The sequence below is a fragment of the Pseudomonas sp. FW305-3-2-15-C-LB1 genome (genome assembly GCF_058787615.1).
In genome coordinates, this window is sequence record NZ_JBYSZX010000007.1 from 115,759 (window position 1) to 134,697 (window position 18,939).

The following is an 18,939-nucleotide window of genomic DNA, read 5'->3' on the forward strand; positions in this document are numbered from 1 at the left end:
TCACTCCCGATGGTCGTGGGTCTGGGTGATACGGCCTTGTTCCACGTGGAACAAAGCGACTGGCGTTTCCGTCTGCCAGCCTTCCCTCAATAATTCGTGGTCTACACAAGTGATAAACACCTGGCAGCGTAATTCTTCCAACAAGCGGCATAGCGCGTGGCGGTGCTGCTCGTCGAGTTCCGACGGCAAGTCGTCCACCAGATAAATACACTGACCGCGCCGTGCTTGGCTCACCAAGTGGCCCTGGGCAATCCGCAGTGCGCACACCACCAACTTCTGCTGGCCACGGGACAAGATGTCCGCAGCATTGTGAGCGCCTAATCTAAGGCGCAAATCAGCCCGCTGTGGTCCGGCCTGGGTATGACCAATTTGCTGATCCCGCTGCAGGGACGTCGCGAGCACTGCACTCAGCTCACGCTCTTTGTCCCAACCACGGTAGTAGCTCAGCGTCAGCCCTTCGAGGTCCAACAACTCACTCAAGGTCTGCTCAAAGACTGGTTTCAAGGCTTTGATATAGGCGCGGCGGTATTCATCTATTTCGTCGCTGGCCAGGCACAGTTCACGGTCCCAGGCCGCTTGCGAAGCGGCGTCAAGTGTACCATGCCGCAGCCATGAGTTCCGCTGCCGCAGGGCCTTCTGCAAGCGCTGCCACGTGGCCATAAAACGTGGTTCCACGTGGAACACTCCCCAATCGAGGAATTGCCTGCGGATTTTCGGGGCACCTTCCAACAAACGAAAACTGTCGGGGTTGATCAATTGCAGCGGCAGAATTTCCGCCAGCTGCGCGGCACTGCGAGCATTTTGCCCGTCAATGCGGATTTGGAACTCTCCACCGCGATCTCGGGATATGCCCAGGCTGCTGTGCCCGCCTTCAGCCAGTTCGACCTGGCCAAACACCGTGCACGCCAATTGTTCGTACTGGATGACGGGTAACAGGCGAGCGCTGCGAAAGGAACGGGCAAGCCCCAACAGATGAATGGCTTCCAGCACGCTGGTTTTGCCACTGCCGTTGGCGCCGTGGAGGATATTGATGCGGGGAGAGGGGGAGAAGGTCACCGGGTGCAGATTGCGCACCGCGGTGACCGAGACGCGACTGAGGGACATCTAGCTTCTGCTGAGCATGGTTACAGGCGCATCGGCATGACAACGTAAGCCGAGTCATCGTTGTCGGATTCCTGCACCAGGGCGCTGCTGTTGGAGTCCGACAGAATCAGACGAACCTGTTCGGTGGTCATCACACCCAGTACGTCCAACAGATAGCTAACGTTGAAGCCGATTTCCAGTGAACCGCCGTTGTAGTCAACGCCCACTTCTTCTTCCGCTTCTTCCTGCTCCGGGTTGTTCGCCTGGATTTTCAACTGACCGTTGGCCAGTTGCAGACGGATACCACGGTACTTCTCGTTGGACAGGATCGCGGTACGGCTGAACGCTTCACGCAGCGCTTGGCGATCGCCCAGCACCAGCTTGTCGCCACCTTTAGGCAACACTCGCTCGTAATCCGGGAACTTGCCGTCAACCAGCTTGGAAGTGAAAGTGAATTCGCCGGTAGTCGCGCGGATATGGTGCTGCCCCAGCACGATGCTGACGTTGCCTTCCGGCTCTGTAAGCAGACGCGCCAGCTCAAGGATACCCTTGCGCGGCACGATCACCTGGTGACGATCCGGTTGGCCGATATCGGCACGCATCGAACACATCGCCAGACGGTGACCGTCGGTGGCCACCGCGCGGATAATACCTTCCGACACTTCCAACAGCATGCCATTGAGGTAGTAGCGTACATCCTGCTGGGCCATGGCGAAGCTGGTGCGCTCGATCAAGCGACGCAGCTTGCTCTGATCCAGGCTGCACGTCAGAGAACCCGGGCCTTCTTCAACCGTCGGGAAATCATTTGCCGGCAAGGTGGACAAGGTGAAGCGGCTGCGGCCGGCCTTGACGACCAACTTCGCTTCATCAACCTTGATGTCGATCAACGCATCGTTCGGCAGGCTTTTGCAGATGTCCATCAGCTTGCGCGCCGGCACGGTGATCTCGCCAGGCTCGGCGGGTTCTTCCAGCTGTACACGACCGACCAGCTCGACTTCCAGGTCGGTACCGGTCAGGGACAATTGCTGGCCTTCGACGACCAGCAATACGTTAGAGAGCACCGGCAAGGTCTGTCGGCGCTCGACGACGCCTGCGACCAGTTGCAGGGGTTTCAACAGGGCTTCGCGTTGAATGGTGAAATGCATGGTCTAGTCCCTTGCCTTAATAAGCTGCGCTGGTGTCATCAAGTAGTCAGTGTACGCAGCAGGTTCTTGTAGTCCTCGCGAATATCCGCGTCGGATTCCTTAAGTTCGTTGATCTTGCGGCACGCGTGCAAGACCGTGGTGTGGTCGCGTCCGCCAAACACATCACCGATTTCCGGCAGGCTGTGGTTGGTCAACTCCTTGGAGAGCGCCATGGCCACCTGACGGGGACGTGCAACCGAGCGCGAACGGCGCTTGGACAGCAGGTCGGAAATCTTGATCTTGTAGTACTCGGCCACGGTGCGCTGGATGTTATCCACACTCACCAGTTTGTCCTGCAGCGCCAACAAGTCTTTGAGGGATTCGCGAATCAACTCGATGGTGATATCGCGGCCCATGAAGTGTGAGTGCGCGATGACCCGCTTGAGTGCACCTTCGAGCTCACGCACGTTGGAGCGGATGCGTTGGGCGATAAAGAAGGCGGCATCGTGTGGCAGGTCGACTTTGGCCTGATCGGCCTTTTTCATCAGGATCGCGACGCGGGTTTCAAGCTCCGGCGGCTCTACCGCAACAGTCAGGCCCCAGCCGAAGCGCGACTTCAAGCGTTCTTCCAGGCCTTCGATTTCCTTCGGATAACGGTCGCTGGTCAAGATGACCTGCTGGCCACCTTCGAGCAGGGCGTTGAAGGTGTGGAAAAACTCTTCCTGGGAACGCTCTTTACGGGCAAAGAATTGAATGTCATCGATCAGCAACGCATCAACCGAGCGGTAGAACCGCTTGAACTCGTTGATCGCGTTGAGCTGCAGGGCCTTGACCATGTCTGCCACGAAACGCTCCGAATGCAGGTACACGACCTTGGCATTCGGGTTCTTCTTTAACAGGTGGTTACCCACAGCGTGCATCAAGTGAGTCTTACCCAAGCCAACGCCACCATAAAGGAAGAGCGGGTTGTAGCCATGCTTGGGGTTATCGGCGACCTGCCAGGCGGCTGCGCGAGCCAACTGGTTGGATTTACCTTCGACAAAGTTCTCGAAGGTGAACGTACGGTTCAGGTAGCTGGTGTGCTTGAGCGCGCCTTCGACCTGGACGGTGCGCTGTTCGGCGCGGACCGGGGCTTGCTGGGACGCGGCGCCTGCCATCGGGTCAAAGCTGTCGCGGGACGGCTCTTCATTTTCTGGCGCGCTTTTTCTCGCAGACGATTTGGATGATGCCGGTGCAGGAGCAGGCGCACTGGCGGCCGGTGCGGCGGCTGCCTGGGCTTGCGACGCCGCAGCAGCCAATGGCGCATTCGGCGCAGCGCGAGGTGCAGAGCTGCGTTTGCTGCCTATTAATAAGGAGAGCACGGGCGCGAGGCCGTTGCCATGTTCATCGAGCAATTCGAGAACGCGGCTCAGGTATTTCTCGTTGACCCAATCGAGAACAAAACGATTGGGTGCGTAGACACGCAACTCGTCGCCTTCGGCTTCGACCTGTAGCGGACGGATCCAGGTGTTGAATTGCTGGGCAGGCAGCTCATCGCGCAAAAGCTCCACGCACTGCTGCCAAAGTTCCACTGACACGGATATCCCCTAAGTTGAAAGCCGGTGAGGCAAAAACAGCCGCCATTGTAGCGGCGAGCCGTCCACTTATCCACATGTAGCTTGATCACAGGCCAGCCAAAATCAACGTCTTAACAGCAATAAAGGCGACCAATGGTCTGTGCATAAGCTCTGTGGATAAGCGGCCCTGAGATCGTTGCACAAGTAGGGGCGAAAGTCTGTGGGTAACCAGCCTGTGGATAACAGCCCATTCCACACACAGCTTATCCGACAGCGCAGCACAGGCAGAGCACCGTTTCTCCCCCGTGTTGTCATTCTCTGTACATCACGTGGTATATGACCTAAAGGCAGTTATCCACAGCTGAATGCCTGTCTAGCTTTTATAAGCTTTACAGAAAAGCTTTAAATAACTTCCTTCTTTATTTTTATATCTATCCCATGAGCACTGGAAGCCAAGCGGACAGAAAAGAGCCGATGGCCTGTGGAGATCTAATTAAAGGAAAAGCTGGTTGGAAATTGACCTAGAGGCTTGCTTTCACTAGAATCGCCGGTCTCTTAAAACGGGGGCCATTCCGGCCCGTTGTGGACGAACCAGGTAACAACGCCATGAAACGTACTTTCCAACCAAGCACCATCAAACGCGCCCGCACCCACGGCTTCCGTGCTCGCATGGCTACCAAGAACGGCCGTGCTGTCCTGTCGCGTCGTCGCGCCAAAGGTCGTGCGCGTCTGGCAGTTTGATAATCCGGTACTGGTGGTGAGTCAGGACTTCAGTCGGGAAAAGCGTCTGCTAACCCCCCGGCATTTCAAGGCAGTCTTTGACTCCCCCACCGGCAAGGTTCCGGGGAAAAATCTCCTGCTCCTTGCGCGTAACAACGATCTGGATCACCCCCGACTCGGGTTGGTGATCGGCAAGAAGAGCGTAAAGCTCTCCGTTGAGCGCAATCGCCTCAAGCGTCTGATGCGCGAATCGTTTCGCCTCCACCAGGACACTCTGGTTGGTTGGGATATTGTTATCGTCGCGCGCAAAGGCTTGGGGGATGTAGAAAACCCCGAATTGATTCAGCATTTCGGCAAGCTCTGGAAACGTTTGGCGCGTACCCACAAGCCAGCACCAGCAGTCAGCACCGAAACTGTAGGGGTAGACAGCCTTGATGCGTAAACTGGCCCTCGTTCCGATCCAGTTTTATCGCTATGCCATTAGTCCTCTGATGGCCAACCACTGTCGTTTCTACCCCAGTTGTTCCTGCTACGCGTTAGAGGCCATAGAAAACCATGGTCTTCTGCGCGGTGGCTGGCTGACCTTTCGTCGTTTAGGTCGCTGTCATCCGTGGAATCCCGGTGGTTATGACCCGGTTCCACCTATCCCTACCTCCCGTTCTTCTTCGATGGCCGAGTAATCATGGATATTAAACGCACGATCCTGATCGTCGCCCTGGCAATCGTGTCCTACGTCATGGTTCTTCAGTGGAACCAGGACTATGGCCAGGCTGCCCTGCCGACTCAGAATGTTGCTACCAACCAGGCTGCGCCGGCTATTCCGGACACCCCGCTGGGTAACAATGCGTCCGCGAGTGCCGATGTTCCCAGCGCGAATGGCGAGACAAGCGCCCCGTTAGAAACGCCAGTGGTCACCAACAAAGACCTCATCCACGTGAAAACGGATGTGCTCGACCTGGCTATCGACCCACAAGGTGGTGATATCGCGCAGTTGAAACTGCCGCTGTATCCACGTCGCCAAGACCATCCGGATGTTCCGTTCCAACTGTTCGATAACGGTGGTGAGCGTACTTATCTGGCGCAAAGCGGCCTGACCGGCACCAATGGTCCGGATGCACGTGCTACCGGTCGTCCGATTTACTCGACCGAGCAGAAGACTTATCAACTGGCTGATGGCCAGAACCAGTTGAACGTCGACCTGAAATTCAGCCTCGACGGCGTCAACTACATCAAGCGCTTCAGCTTCACCCGTGGTTTGTACGACTTGAAGGTCACTTACCTGATCGACAACGAAAGCGACAAACCATGGAGCGGCAACCTGTTTGCCCAGCTCAAGCGTGACGCCAGCTCCGATCCTTCTTCCAGCACTGCCACCGGCACCGCGACTTACCTGGGCGCCGCCCTGTGGACAAGTAGCGAACCGTACAAAAAAGTGTCGATGAAAGATATCGACAAGGGCTCGCTGAAAGAAACCGTGCAAGGCGGCTGGGTTGCCTGGCTGCAGCACTACTTCGTGACCGCCTGGATCCCGAACAAGGGTGAGGCCAACCTGGTTCAAACCCGCAAGGACAGCCAGGGTAACTACATCATTGGCTTCACTGGCCCGGCGTTGACCGTCGCACCCGGCGCCAAGGCTGAAACCAGCGCTATCCTGTACGCCGGCCCGAAAAGCCAGGCTGTGCTGAAAGAGTTGTCCCCAGGTCTTGAGCTGACTGTGGATTACGGCTTCCTGTGGTTCATCGCCCAGCCGATTTTCTGGTTGCTGCAACATATCCACAGCATTGTGGGTAACTGGGGCTTCTCGATCATCTTCCTGACCATGCTGATCAAGGGGATTTTCTTCCCGCTGTCGGCAGCCAGCTACAAGTCGATGGCGCGCATGCGTGCGGTGGCTCCGAAACTGGCGGCGCTGAAAGAACAACATGGCGATGACCGGCAGAAAATGTCGCAGGCCATGATGGAGCTGTACAAGAAAGAGAAGATCAACCCGCTGGGTGGATGCTTGCCGATTCTGGTGCAGATGCCGGTGTTCCTGTCGCTGTACTGGGTGCTCCTGGAAAGCGTGGAGATGCGTCAGGCGCCGTTCATCCTGTGGATAACCGACCTGTCGATCAAAGACCCGTTCTTTATCCTGCCGATCATCATGGGCGCGACGATGTTCATCCAGCAGCGCCTGAACCCGACTCCGCCGGATCCGATGCAGGCCAAGGTGATGAAAATGATGCCAATCATCTTCACCTTCTTCTTCCTGTGGTTCCCAGCTGGTCTGGTGCTGTACTGGGTGGTCAACAACGTGTTGTCTATCTCCCAACAGTGGTACATCACACGCAAGATCGAAGCGGCTACCGCAAAAGCCTCTGCGTAACTTACTCTGTGGATAACCACTCAAGACGCCCCCTAGTGGGGCGTTTTGCTTTCTGTCACTTTTGGTCTGGAACCTGTTGATGAGCGCTCCTCGTGAAACCATCGCTGCTGTCGCTACCGCTCAAGGTCGCGGCGGTGTCGGCATCGTTAGAATTTCGGGGCCGCTTGCGAGTGTGGCAGCCAAAGCCATGAGTGGCCGTGAGTTGAAGGCCCGTTATGCGCATTACGGCCCGTTCCTGGATGCTGACGGCAACGTGCTGGACGAGGGGTTAGCGCTTTATTTCCCTGGGCCGAATTCATTCACCGGGGAAGACGTCCTGGAGTTGCAGGGACACGGCGGTCCGGTTGTGTTGGATATGTTGCTGCAACGCTGCCTGCAATTGGGCTGCCGCCTGGCACGTCCAGGGGAATTCAGCGAGCGGGCATTTTTGAATGACAAGCTGGATCTGGCCCAGGCCGAAGCAATTGCCGACCTGATTGAAGCCAGTTCTGCACAAGCGGCACGTAATGCATTGCGCTCCCTGCAGGGTGCTTTCTCCCTGCGTGTGCATAACTTGACCGAGCAGTTGATCAGCCTGCGTATCTACGTCGAGGCGGCGATTGATTTTCCGGAAGAAGAAATCGACTTTCTCGCCGATGGCCACGTACTGGCGATGCTGGATAAAGTTCGCGATGAGTTATCCACAGTGCTGCGTGAAGCCGGGCAGGGGGCTTTGCTGCGAGACGGCATGACCGTTGTGATCGCGGGGCGGCCCAATGCGGGAAAATCCAGCTTGCTCAATGCCCTGGCGGGGCGGGAAGCCGCCATCGTCACTGAGATTGCCGGCACCACACGGGACATCCTGCGCGAACATATCCACATCGACGGCATGCCGTTGCACGTTGTAGACACCGCCGGTTTGCGCGACACCGACGACCAGGTGGAAAAGATCGGTGTGGAACGCGCGCTCAAAGCCATCGGCGAAGCGGATCGGGTGCTGTTGGTGGTGGACGCAACGGCGCCCGAGGCTGTGGATCCTTTCGCCCTGTGGCCGGAATTCCTCGAGCACCGGCCGGACCCGGCCAAGGTCACCTTGATTCGCAACAAGGCTGACTTGACGGGAGAGGCCATTGCGCTGGAAACCAGCGCGGATGGCCACGTCACGATCAGCCTGAGTGCGAAGTCGGCCGGTGAAGGCCTGGAACTGCTGCGCGAGCACCTCAAAGCCTGTATGGGCTACGAGCAGACCTCGGAAAGCAGCTTCAGTGCGCGCCGTCGGCACCTGGAGGCGTTGCGCCATGCGAGCGCAGCGTTGGAGCACGGTCGGGCGCAGTTGACCCTGGCGGGCGCCGGGGAGCTGCTGGCGGAAGATCTGCGTCAGGCGCAGCAGCTGTTAGGCGAAATCACCGGCGCGTTCAGCTCCGATGATTTGTTGGGGCGGATCTTTTCCAGCTTCTGCATCGGTAAATAACCGAGTTATCCACAGCGTCCTACCAATTGTAAGACACCGTACCGAGCAGGGTACGGCTGTCACCCCAATAGCAGCGGCCCGCATCGTTGCAACCAGATACATATTCCTTGTCGAACAGGTTCTTGGCGTTCACATCTACAGACCAGTGTTTGTCGATCTGATAGCCAACGGCTGCGTCCACCAAGGTGACGCTTCCTGCATCCAACTTTCCATACAGCGTGGGTGCGGTGTAGGAAAAGGTACTGTCGAAATAACGCACGCCACCGCCCAGGGACAAGCCCTTGAGTTGGCCATCGAAGAAGCGGTACTTGCCCCACACTGAGGCCTGGTTACGCGGAACCCCGGTCATCTGGTGGCCCTCGACCAACGACGTCGCCGAATCCTTGGTAATTCTCGCGTCAGTGTAGGTATAGGCTGCGGTGACATTCAGGTTAGGCGTGAGATTGCTGTTGACCTCTACCTCAGCGCCCTTGGCCCGGCTTTCGCCTACCTGGCGATAGCTATTGGTGGTGGCGTCAAGGTAAGTGTCGTCTTCCTTGCGCAAGTCATACACCGACACCGTCATTGCCGTATCCCAGCCGATCGGCTCGTACTTCACGCCCACTTCGTACTGGCTGCTGGTGATCGGTTTCAAGGGCGAGCCGGCGTTGGAGATCTGCTGCACGGGGACAAAGGCAGTGGAGTAGCTGACATACGGCGTCAGGCCGTTGTCGAACTGGTACATCACCCCGCCCTGATAGGTGAACTTGCGGTCTTCGGACCCGGTATTGCCGGCCTTGTTCACCTTGTCACGGAAATCGCTGTCGACCCAGTCCTGACGGCCGCCGAGCAGGAACAGCCAGTGATCGTATTTGCTCTGGATCTGTGCATAAACGCCTTTCATCTGCTGCTCGAGCAGGGTGTTTTGCACCGCCACCGGCGTCAACGGGTCACGCAGGTACACCGGGTTATACACATTGATGGTGCCGGCAAACCCCGCATCCCAATCCTGATTGAACGAGGTGCGGTCATAACTGGCGCCAAACAGCACCGTGTTTTCCAGGCCACCGACCTGGAATTTTCCTTCCAGCTGGTTATCCAGCGAATAGACCATCGACTTGTTATAGCGGTCATAGGCGGTCATGTTCAGTTGAGTGCCAAAGCCGCGGTTATTCAGGGCACTGGGCCAGGTTTCATGGCGGTTGATGCGTGACTGCATGTAGCGCGAGTTCTGACGGAACTGCCAGTCATCGTTGAAGCTGTGGCTGAATTCGTAACCGGTACTCCAGGTTTCGCGTTCGAACGTATTCCAATCCGGGTCGCCGAGCATGGTGTGCTTGGAGAGCTTGCCATTGGGATTTGTAAGCAAGGTGCCGGCAGCCGGTAGGCCGAGTTCCAGATTAGTGTGGTCTTTCTGGTAATTGGCCAACAGGGTGAGGGTGTTGTAGTCGTCGAAATTCAGGGTCAGTGATGGCGCGATGTACAGGCGATCGTCTGGCACATGGTCGGTCTGCGTATCGGATTTGCGACCGAGCATCACAACCCGGCCGAGGATATTGCCGCTGTCATTGAGCGGCCCAGAGATATCCACACCCAACTGACGCCGATTATTGGAGCCATAACCCAACTGCACTTCACCTTGTGGCGTAGCAGTAGGGTGTTTGCTCACCAGATTCACCAGACCGCCAGGCGCATTTTCACCGTAGAGCAGGGAAGAGGGGCCGCGGAAGATTTCGACCCGCTCCAGGCCATAGGGCTCACTGGTGGTGTCGTACCGATTACCTTGTACGCGCAGGCCATCTCGCAGCAGGCCGTAGCCGTAATCCGTGGCATTGAAACCGCGAATGAAGAACAGATCGCCCGCCAGCCCATCACCTGCGGCAAAGGGCGGTGCAAAGATACCGGGCACGTAACCCAACACTTCGGTCAGGGTTTGCGACTTCTGGTCCTTGATACGCTGGCCGGTGACGACCGATACCGAACGTGGTGTTTCCGACAGCGGCGTACTGGTCTTTGTACCGACCCTGCTGTTCTGCGCTTTGTAGCCCACATCCCCAGCAATCTCCTGATTGAAACCGCCCTGTTGATAAGTGCTGACTGTGGTGGGCGCGAGGGTGAGTTCGCCGGTGGAAGCGGCCTGCAGGACATAACTGCCAGGTGCCTGGACTACCGCCTGTAAACCGGAGTTTTGCAGCAGCAGCGCAAAACCTTGGTCCACGGAGTAGTCACCTTCCAAGCCTGCTGTGTTTAAACGTGTGGTTTGTTGAGGTGAAAAAGACAGGATCACATTCGCCTTGGCGGCAAATTGGCTCAAGGCGTTATCCAGGGGGCCGGCCGCAATAACGTAGTGTTGCACCGCGCTGGCGGCCTGGGCGCCCGTGGATAACAACACACTGACAGTGGTGGCCGTGCCGAGCAGCAGGCTGCATGTCATACCGTGGTAGGAAAGTCGCTGGCGGAGCTTGGTGGGAACGCGCATAGGTGAGTAAGCCCTGAAGGTGGCATCGTGATTACCTGTAGGGCCGTGTCAGGTAAAAAAAAGATAACCCCGCGTGCAGATATTTTTTCGATCAACCGATTCGCTTCACCGAAACCCAATAGCGAGTGAAGTATTTCACCTGAATCGGCAGGGTGGCCTGCAGATTGGCCAGCACTGCGTCGGTGGAATCCAGGCGAAAGGTCCCGGAAACACGCAGATGTGCCGAGGCCAGGTCGCATTGCAGGGCACCTGGGCGATAGCGGGCGAGCTCTTCGATAACATCACCGAGGCGTGCATCCAATACGATCAGTTGGCCATCGACCCAGGCGGCCTGGGATGTGCGGTAAACGGTGTTTGGCTGCACTTTTTGGCGATCGAAGTCTGCGCTTTCGCCGGCATTGAGCAGCCGGGCCTGGAGGGGCTGGTCACCAGGCGACACATTCACCCGATCCTCCAGAACGCCAACGCGGGTTGAGTCCTGCAACTGGCGTACGGTAAACCGAGTACCCAATGCCTGGACGCGGCCTTGGCGGGTTTCGACATAAAAGGGCGTCTGCACACCCAGCTTGCCGGTGTGAATAAGTACTTCACCTTCGCGCAAGCGGATCAAACGCTGGCGCTCATCAAATAGCACATCAATCGCTGTGCCGGTATTCAGGTCAATCCGCGTGCCGTCGGCCAATTCAATACGCCGGCGTTCACCTACGACCGTGCGGTAATCGGCCCACAGATTACCCAGGGGCGTGTGTTGCTGAACATTCCACCCCAGGAACCCGGTGCCGCCCAGCACCAACATCCACTTGAGTACCTGGCGACGTTGCTGTGTGGCCGACAATGCGCGGCGGGTGAAATCCGGAGGCAGGGCGCTGAGACTGCGCTGCAACTGTTCCATCTGATTCCATGCGGCCTGATGGGAGGGATCGCCGTTGAGCCATTGTTGCCAGGCTTGGCGCTCGTCGGCGGTAGGCGTCTGGGATTGAAACTGTACGTACCAACTGGCAGCAGCCTCAAAGGTTTTGCGATCGGGCGCCGCCATTAAAGGCTGGCCATGATCAGTGAGCATTCAGTCAATACACGGATCATGTGCTTCTTCACCGTGGTCAGTGAAACCTGAAGCTGATCGGCAATCTGTTGATAAGTCAGCCCCTCGACCTGGGACAGCATGAATATCCGCCGTGCTCGCTCGCCGAGTGCAGACAAGGCTTTATCCACAGCCACCAACGTCTCGATGATGATGGCTTTGTCTTCTTCACTGATGGTTATGGCTTCAGGCCGTTCGGCCAGGGTCTGTTTGTAGGCCTGTTCGATAGCGTTTCGACGGTAACGATCAATCACCAGGCCTCTGGCGATGGTCGCCAGGTAGTCACGTGGTTCAACGATCTGTGCCGCATGCCGCCCGCCCAGAATGCGCACGAACGTATCGTGCGCCACATCGGCCGCATCACAGGCGTTATGTAGCTTCCCTTTGAGCCACCCGCGCAGCCAGGAGTGGTGCTGCTCATAAATGTGCTGGACCGCAGCCGTGTGTGAAGAAGAGGACATAGGGCATGACAAGGTAGGTTAATGATAATCGCTATTATTAACTGCCCCGCCGTTTTCTCACAACAGATCTCTTTTTGCTGTGCTCACCACCGAGTGAAAGGTTTCGGTTGGCGTTGTGGCGGACTGAATACAGACAGATTTGCCGATTTCTGTGGATTAAGCTCTGTGAATAACCGTCCCTGTGCCCAGTTGATAACAGGCCCTGAAACCTGAGTAAAAAGGCCTCTGTGGATAACCGTCTGTTTAATCCACAGGCTTAAAGGACTTATCCAAGGGCCTCATTGGCACATGACCACAGACTTTTGAATCTCTGTACACGCCGTAAATAAAGGCCTGTGTAGATCTATCCACAGAAAGTATGCTCAGTAGAAATAAACATAAAAACAAAGATTTAATAAATTTCTCTCTTTTAATTTCTATTGTCTGTGATTCATCCACAGCTGGTTAAATTTTGTGCAAAGGGTTCTTTAGGAAGGGCTAAGTCCCTATACTTGCCGCCAAAGCTCTAAAACTCTTTCAACAATCAATTCCTGATTACCTACATAAGCAGGCACGAGGTGCGTGGTGGATTTCCCTTCCCGTTTTGAAGTGATCGTCATCGGCGGCGGTCATGCCGGTACCGAGGCAGCACTGGCGTCAGCACGAATGGGCGTAAAAACCCTGTTGTTGACGCATAACGTGGAAACTCTCGGCGCCATGAGTTGCAACCCCGCCATCGGTGGGATCGGTAAAAGCCATCTGGTCAAGGAAATCGACGCCCTTGGCGGCGTGATGGCCATGGCTACCGATAAAGGTGGCATCCAATTTCGCGTGCTCAACAGCCGCAAAGGCCCGGCCGTAAGGGCTACCCGGGCTCAGGCCGACCGCATCCTGTACAAGGCTGCAGTCCGCGAAACCCTGGAAAACCAGCCGAACCTGTGGATATTTCAACAAGCAGCAGATGACCTGATCGTCGAACAGGACCAGGTGCGCGGAGTTGTCACCCAAATGGGTCTGCGTTTCTTCGCAGAATCCGTGGTGTTGACCACCGGTACATTCCTCGGCGGACTTATCCACATTGGCATGCAGAACTATTCCGGTGGCCGTGCCGGTGATCCGCCGTCGATTGCCCTGGCAAAGCGTCTGCGCGAACTGCCGCTGCGTGTCGGTCGGCTGAAAACCGGGACCCCGCCGCGTATTGACGGGCGCTCCGTAGATTTCTCGGTGATGACCGAGCAAGTAGGCGATACACCGATCCCGGTCATGTCGTTCATGGGCTCCAAGGAACAGCATCCGAAACAGGTGAGCTGCTGGATCACCCACACCAATGCGCGCACCCACGAAATCATTGCCGCGAACCTCGACCGTTCGCCGATGTACTCCGGGGTGATCGAAGGCATCGGCCCGCGCTATTGCCCGTCGATCGAAGACAAGATCCACCGCTTTGCCGACAAGGAAAGCCACCAGGTTTTTATCGAGCCCGAAGGCTTGACCACTCATGAGCTGTACCCGAACGGTATCTCCACTTCCCTGCCGTTTGACGTGCAAATTCAGATCGTGCAATCAATTCGCGGCATGGAAAACGCGCACATCGTGCGTCCGGGCTACGCCATCGAGTACGACTACTTCGACCCGCGTGACCTCAAGTACAGCCTGGAAACCAAAGTGATCGGCGGTTTGTTCTTTGCCGGGCAAATCAACGGCACCACCGGTTACGAAGAAGCAGGTGCCCAAGGTTTGCTGGCCGGAACCAATGCTGCACTGCGCGCGCAGGGCAAAGACAGCTGGTGCCCGCGTCGCGATGAGGCGTACATCGGTGTGTTGGTCGACGACCTGATTACCCTGGGTACCCAGGAACCGTACCGGATGTTCACATCCCGGGCGGAATACCGCTTGATCCTGCGCGAAGACAACGCCGATCTGCGTCTGACCGAGAAAGGTCGCGAACTGGGCCTGGTCGACGACGCACGGTGGGCTGCCTTCTGCAAAAAACGCGAAAGCATCGCGTTGGAAGAACAGCGGCTGAAAAGCACTTGGGTCCGCCCGGGCACCGAACAGGGCGATGCGATTGCCGAAAAATTCGGTACGCCGTTGACCCACGAATACAACTTGCTCAACCTGCTGTCGCGTCCGGAAATCGACTACGCTGGTCTGGTCGAAGTGACCGGGCAGGGTGCAGAAGACCCACAGGTCGCCGAGCAGGTCGAAATCAAGACCAAATACGCCGGTTACATTGACCGCCAGCAGGATGAAATCGCCCGCCTGCGCGCCAGTGAAGACACCAAGCTGCCTGTGGATATCGACTACACCGGGATTTCCGGGCTGTCGAAAGAAATCCAAAGCAAGCTGGGGATAACTCGGCCAGAGACCCTGGGCCAGGCTTCACGTATCCCCGGCGTAACCCCGGCAGCGATTTCGCTGTTGATGATTCATTTGAAAAAACGCGGCGCGGGCCGTCAGTTGGAGCAAAGCGCTTGAGTTCGTTGGTCACCTCGCAACACGCCGAAGAGTTATCCACAGGTGCGCGCCAGTTGGGCGTCGACCTGACCCCGGCCCAGCACGAATTGCTGTTGGGCTACCTGGCCCTGTTGATCAAATGGAACAAGGCTTACAACCTGACCGCGGTGCGTGATCCCGACGAAATGGTGTCCCGTCACTTGCTCGACAGCTTGAGCGTGATGCCATTCATCGAAAACGGTCGCTGGCTCGACGTCGGCAGTGGGGGCGGCATGCCAGGCATCCCACTGGCCATTCTGTTTCCCGGGTCGCAAGTGACCTGCCTGGACAGCAACGGCAAGAAGACCCGCTTCCTGACCCAGGTCAAACTCGAACTCAAGCTGGATAACCTGCAAGTTATCCACAGTCGCGTCGAAGCCTTCACGCCTGAACAGCCATTCAACGGAATCGTTTCCCGGGCGTTCAGCAGCATGGAGAACTTCAGCAACTGGACCCGCCATCTGGGCGACCGCGACACCCGCTGGCTGGCAATGAAGGGCGTCCATCCAAGCGATGAGCTGTTAGCATTGCCGGCAGACTTCCACCTCGATAGCGAACACGCCTTGGCCGTACCCGGTTGCCAAGGCCAACGCCATCTGCTGATACTGCGCCGCACGGCATGATTGGGAACACAAGCAAGAATGGCTAAGGTATTCGCGATAGCGAACCAGAAAGGTGGCGTGGGCAAAACCACCACCTGCATCAACCTCGCAGCATCCCTGGTCGCAACCAAGCGCCGGGTGCTGTTGATCGATCTCGATCCACAGGGCAACGCCACCATGGGGAGCGGTGTGGATAAACACGGCCTGGAAAACTCGGTCTACGACTTGCTGATTGGCGAGTGCGACCTGGCCCAGGCCATGCACTACTCCGAACATGGTGGTTATCAACTGCTGCCGGCCAACCGCGATTTGACTGCGGCGGAAGTGGTGCTGCTGGAAATGCAGATGAAAGAAAGCCGTCTGCGCAGCGCCCTGGCGCCAATCCGCGAGAATTACGACTACATCCTGATCGACTGCCCACCGTCGCTGTCGATGCTGACACTGAACGCGCTGGTGGCCGCCGATGGGGTGATTATCCCCATGCAGTGCGAGTACTACGCGTTGGAAGGGTTGAGCGACCTTGTGGATAACATCAAGCGCATTGCCGAATTGCTCAACCCGAACCTGCAGATCGAAGGCTTGCTGCGGACCATGTTCGATCCGCGCCTGAGCCTGATGAACGATGTATCGGCGCAGCTCAAGGAACACTTCGGTGACCAGCTGTACGACACGGTGATCCCGCGCAACATCCGTTTGGCCGAAGCCCCGAGCTACGGCATGCCGGCTTTGGCCTATGACAAACAATCCCGTGGTGCCATTGCCTACCTGGCGCTGGCCGGCGAGATGGTTCGCCGTCAGCGCCGCAATTCACGCACCGCTGCAGCCCAGCCAACTTAAGGAATCCCCATGGCCGTCAAGAAACGAGGTCTCGGACGTGGACTGGATGCACTGTTGAGTGGTCCGACCGTCACATCGCTTGAAGAACAGGCGGTGCAGGCCGACGAGCGCGAGCTGCAACACCTGCCGCTGGACCTGATCCAGCGCGGCAAATACCAGCCACGCCGGGACATGGACCCCCAGGCGCTGGAAGAACTGGCCAATTCGATCAAGGCCCAGGGTGTGATGCAACCGATCGTGGTGCGTCCGATTGGCGGCGGCCGTTTTGAAATCATCGCCGGTGAACGCCGCTGGCGCGCGAGCCAGCAGGCCGGCAAGGAAACCATCCCGGCGATGGTGCGCGATGTGCCGGATGAAACCGCCATCGCCATGGCGTTGATCGAGAATATCCAGCGCGAAGACCTCAACCCGATCGAAGAAGCCATTGCCCTGCAGCGCTTGCAGCAGGAATTTCAGCTGACCCAGCAACAAGTGGCCGAGGCGGTGGGTAAATCCCGTGTGACCGTGTCCAACTTGCTGCGTCTGATCGCGTTGCCGGAAGTCATCAAGACCATGTTATCCCACGGCGACCTGGAAATGGGTCACGCCCGTGCATTGCTCGGTTTGCCGGAAAATCAACAGGTTGAAGGGGCGCGACACGTTGTCGCACGGGGGCTCACTGTTCGTCAGACCGAGGCCCTGGTTCGCCAATGGCTCAGCGGCAAACCTGCACCGGTCGAAACGGCCAAACCTGATCCGGATATCGCCCGCCTCGAGCAGCGCCTGGCCGAGCGCCTGGGCTCTGCGGTGCAAATTCGCCATGGGAAGAAAGGCAAAGGGCAATTGGTCATCGGATATAACTCCCTTGATGAGCTTCAAGGCGTCCTTGCCCACATCCGCTGAAACATTTGCTTATGTAGCGCGTGATCGGAAATCACTACCCGGCAGTTGAATAGGGGCAGAACCGCCCCTATACTCTGCGCGCATTTTGTCGGCACAAATTATGCCAAGTTATTGATTTCCGGCAGCCGACCATTGAGGAGCAAGAGTGATGGAAACCCGCACGCCAAACACGTTGCCGTTCCATCGCTTGGCCGTTTTTCCGGTTTTATTGGCTCAATTTGTCATCTTGCTGATCGCCGCATTGGCGCTTTGGTACTGGCATGGAGTCGTAGCCGGATATTCAGGACTCTGCGGAGGCCTGATAGCCTTGCTGCCCAATATGTATTTCGCTCACAGGGCCTTTCGGTTTTCCGGCGCCCGAGCAGCCCAGGCTATCGTCCGGTCATTTTATGCCGGCGAGGCAGGGAAACTGATTTTGACGGCAGTGCTGTTTGCACTGACCTTTGCAGGTGTGAAGCCATTGGCGCCGCTGGCTGTATTCGGCGTCTTCGTGTTGACCCAACTGGTCAGCTGGTTCGCTCCCCTGCTAATGAAAACAAGACTTTCGAAACCTTAGGGCGTTTGAGGCAACCATGGCAGAAACAACCGCTTCGGGCTATATCCAGCACCACTTGCAGAACCTGACCTTCGGTCAGCTTCCTAATGGCGGCTGGGGCTTTGCCCACTCCGCAGCAGAGGCCAAAGAAATGGGCTTCTGGGCTTTCCACGTCGATACGCTCGGCTGGTCGGTTCTGATGGGGCTGATCTTCGTCGTACTGTTCCGTATGGCGGCCAGCAAGGTGACCTCAGGGCAGCCTGGCGGCTTGCAGAACTTCGTCGAAGTGCTGATCGAGTTCGTCGACAGCAGCGTCAGAGACACCTTTCACGGCCGTAATGCGCTGATTGCACCGCTGGCGCTGACCATTTTCGTTTGGGTGTTCCTGATGAACTCCATCGACCTGGTTCCCGTCGACTGGCTGCCGTTTGCCGCTGCCAAAATCGCGGGCAATGATCATCTGTTCTTCCGGGCCGTACCGACTACTGACCCGAACGCGACAATGGCCATGTCCCTTTCCGTGTTCGGCTTGATCATTTTCTACAGCATCAAGATCAAGGGATTGGGTGGTTTTATTGGAGAGCTGACGCTACACCCGTTCTCCAGCAGCAATATTTTCCTTCAGGCACTGCTGATTCCGGTCAACTTCCTGCTTGAATTCGTCACTTTGATCGCTAAACCCTTTTCGCTCGCGCTGCGTCTATTCGGCAACATGTATGCCGGTGAGCTGGTGTTTATCTTGATCGCCGTAATGTTTGGCAGTGGTCTGTTGTGGTTGAGTGGTATCGGCGCCGTATTGCAAGTGGCATGGGCCCTGATTCACATCTTCATCATTACCCTGCAGGCATTCATCTTCATGATGCTGACCATCGTCTACCTGTCGATGGCGCACGAAGAGAACCATTAAGGCCAGTCTTGACTAGTCTGATGTCCTTTCCGGTCAAACGGGAAGGTGGCCCACAAGGGCTATGAAACGATTTGTTTTACCGCTTTAAAATCTAAAAAACCTAAACCATACGACGTAAAAGTCGGGAGGAAAGATGGAAACTGTAGTTGGTCTAACCGCTATCGCTGTTGCACTGTTGATCGGCCTGGGCGCACTGGGTACTGCCATTGGTTTCGGCCTGCTGGGCGGCAAATTCCTGGAAGGCGCAGCGCGTCAGCCAGAAATGGTTCCAATGCTGCAAGTTAAAATGTTCATCGTTGCCGGTCTGCTCGACGCCGTAACCATGATCGGCGTTGGTATCGCTCTGTTCTTCACCTTCGCGAACCCCTTCGTTGGTCAACTCGCTGGCTGATCACTCGAATTT

18 protein-coding genes are annotated in these 18,939 nt (G+C 57.0%); 12 read left to right on the top strand and 6 right to left on the bottom strand.

All coding sequences use genetic code 11. The annotated features are described in order from the left end of the window. From recF to dnaA, 3 genes are read right to left on the bottom strand one after another with little or no spacing between them, the layout of a single operon-like run. Positions 1-1,104: a DNA replication/repair protein RecF gene (gene recF, locus AC3WP7_RS15900; RefSeq protein WP_058424369.1), complete on the bottom strand. Its 1,104-nt coding sequence runs from the start codon at positions 1,102-1,104 to the stop codon at positions 1-3. Positions 1,105-1,124: 20 nt separating this feature from the next. Continuing rightward, positions 1,125-2,228 carry a DNA polymerase III subunit beta gene (gene dnaN / locus AC3WP7_RS15905; RefSeq protein WP_058424368.1) on the bottom strand — a complete coding sequence of 368 codons (1,104 nt, stop codon included), beginning with the start codon at positions 2,226-2,228 and terminating at the stop codon, positions 1,125-1,127. Between the two features lie 38 nt (positions 2,229-2,266). Further along, entirely contained in the window at positions 2,267-3,784 is a 1,518-nt protein-coding gene (gene dnaA / locus AC3WP7_RS15910; RefSeq protein WP_092241502.1) for a chromosomal replication initiator protein DnaA, read from the bottom strand. A gap of 585 nt (positions 3,785-4,369) precedes the next feature. On the opposite strand from dnaA, the gene rpmH reads away from it, so the two are divergent. The 5 genes from rpmH (at position 4,370) to mnmE (ending at position 8,298) form a co-directional block, all read left to right on the top strand. Beyond that, positions 4,370-4,504 (top strand): 50S ribosomal protein L34, encoded by a 135-nt coding sequence (gene rpmH, locus AC3WP7_RS15915; RefSeq protein WP_003213577.1) that lies wholly within the window; start codon positions 4,370-4,372, stop codon positions 4,502-4,504. 13 nt (positions 4,505-4,517) lie between these two features. Beyond that, the gene (gene rnpA / locus AC3WP7_RS15920; protein WP_020302575.1) at positions 4,518-4,925 is read left to right on the top strand and encodes a ribonuclease P protein component; all 408 of its coding nucleotides are present in this window, start codon (positions 4,518-4,520) and stop codon (positions 4,923-4,925) included. Next, on the top strand, positions 4,918-5,163 hold the full coding sequence (gene yidD, locus AC3WP7_RS15925) for a membrane protein insertion efficiency factor YidD (RefSeq protein WP_003213574.1): 246 nt from the start codon (positions 4,918-4,920) through the stop codon (positions 5,161-5,163). Before rnpA ends, yidD begins: the two co-directional genes overlap by 8 nt. Positions 5,164-5,165: 2 nt before the next feature. Then, positions 5,166-6,848 carry a membrane protein insertase YidC gene (gene yidC, locus AC3WP7_RS15930; protein ID WP_071490889.1) on the top strand — a complete coding sequence of 561 codons (1,683 nt, stop codon included), beginning with the start codon at positions 5,166-5,168 and terminating at the stop codon, positions 6,846-6,848. Positions 6,849-6,927: 79 nt separating this feature from the next. Then, on the top strand, positions 6,928-8,298 hold the full coding sequence (mnmE, locus tag AC3WP7_RS15935) for a tRNA uridine-5-carboxymethylaminomethyl(34) synthesis GTPase MnmE (protein WP_071490888.1): 1,371 nt from the start codon (positions 6,928-6,930) through the stop codon (positions 8,296-8,298). Positions 8,299-8,317: 19 nt separating this feature from the next. Here mnmE and AC3WP7_RS15940 read toward each other — a convergent pair whose 3' ends face one another. From AC3WP7_RS15940 to AC3WP7_RS15950, 3 genes are all read right to left on the bottom strand, one after another. Beyond that, positions 8,318-10,756 (bottom strand): TonB-dependent siderophore receptor, encoded by a 2,439-nt coding sequence (locus tag AC3WP7_RS15940; protein WP_092241508.1) that lies wholly within the window; start codon positions 10,754-10,756, stop codon positions 8,318-8,320. A 91-nt stretch (positions 10,757-10,847) separates the two neighbouring features. Continuing rightward, positions 10,848-11,792: a FecR domain-containing protein gene (locus tag AC3WP7_RS15945; RefSeq protein ID WP_102592515.1), complete on the bottom strand. Its 945-nt coding sequence runs from the start codon at positions 11,790-11,792 to the stop codon at positions 10,848-10,850. After that, positions 11,792-12,298 carry a sigma-70 family RNA polymerase sigma factor gene (locus AC3WP7_RS15950; protein WP_093514256.1) on the bottom strand — a complete coding sequence of 169 codons (507 nt, stop codon included), beginning with the start codon at positions 12,296-12,298 and terminating at the stop codon, positions 11,792-11,794. Before AC3WP7_RS15950 ends, AC3WP7_RS15945 begins: the two co-directional genes overlap by 1 nt. A 564-nt stretch (positions 12,299-12,862) precedes the next feature. Here AC3WP7_RS15950 and mnmG point away from each other — a divergent pair. The 7 genes from mnmG to atpE all read left to right on the top strand — a co-directional run bounded on the left by mnmG (position 12,863) and on the right by atpE (position 18,927). Continuing rightward, complete coding sequence (gene mnmG, locus AC3WP7_RS15955; RefSeq protein ID WP_102592189.1) at positions 12,863-14,755, top strand: tRNA uridine-5-carboxymethylaminomethyl(34) synthesis enzyme MnmG; 1,893 nt, start codon at positions 12,863-12,865, stop codon at positions 14,753-14,755. Beyond that, positions 14,752-15,396 carry a 16S rRNA (guanine(527)-N(7))-methyltransferase RsmG gene (gene rsmG / locus AC3WP7_RS15960; RefSeq protein ID WP_092241515.1) on the top strand — a complete coding sequence of 215 codons (645 nt, stop codon included), beginning with the start codon at positions 14,752-14,754 and terminating at the stop codon, positions 15,394-15,396. Before mnmG ends, rsmG begins: the two co-directional genes overlap by 4 nt. A gap of 18 nt (positions 15,397-15,414) precedes the next feature. After that, positions 15,415-16,212, top strand: coding sequence for a ParA family protein (locus AC3WP7_RS15965; protein ID WP_010207696.1), 798 nt, complete (start codon positions 15,415-15,417; stop codon positions 16,210-16,212). Between the two features lie 9 nt (positions 16,213-16,221). Then, positions 16,222-17,094 carry a ParB/RepB/Spo0J family partition protein gene (locus AC3WP7_RS15970; RefSeq protein WP_016970690.1) on the top strand — a complete coding sequence of 291 codons (873 nt, stop codon included), beginning with the start codon at positions 16,222-16,224 and terminating at the stop codon, positions 17,092-17,094. A 148-nt stretch (positions 17,095-17,242) separates the two neighbouring features. Further along, a complete protein-coding gene (locus AC3WP7_RS15975) occupies positions 17,243-17,650 on the top strand; it encodes a F0F1 ATP synthase subunit I (protein WP_010565865.1) in 408 nt (135 codons plus the stop codon). Between the two features lie 16 nt (positions 17,651-17,666). Continuing rightward, positions 17,667-18,536 carry a F0F1 ATP synthase subunit A gene (gene atpB / locus AC3WP7_RS15980; RefSeq protein ID WP_093514255.1) on the top strand — a complete coding sequence of 290 codons (870 nt, stop codon included), beginning with the start codon at positions 17,667-17,669 and terminating at the stop codon, positions 18,534-18,536. Positions 18,537-18,669: 133 nt separating this feature from the next. Then, a complete protein-coding gene (gene atpE, locus AC3WP7_RS15985; protein ID WP_002555987.1) occupies positions 18,670-18,927 on the top strand; it encodes a F0F1 ATP synthase subunit C in 258 nt (85 codons plus the stop codon). The last annotated feature ends 12 nt before the right edge of the window (positions 18,928-18,939 follow it).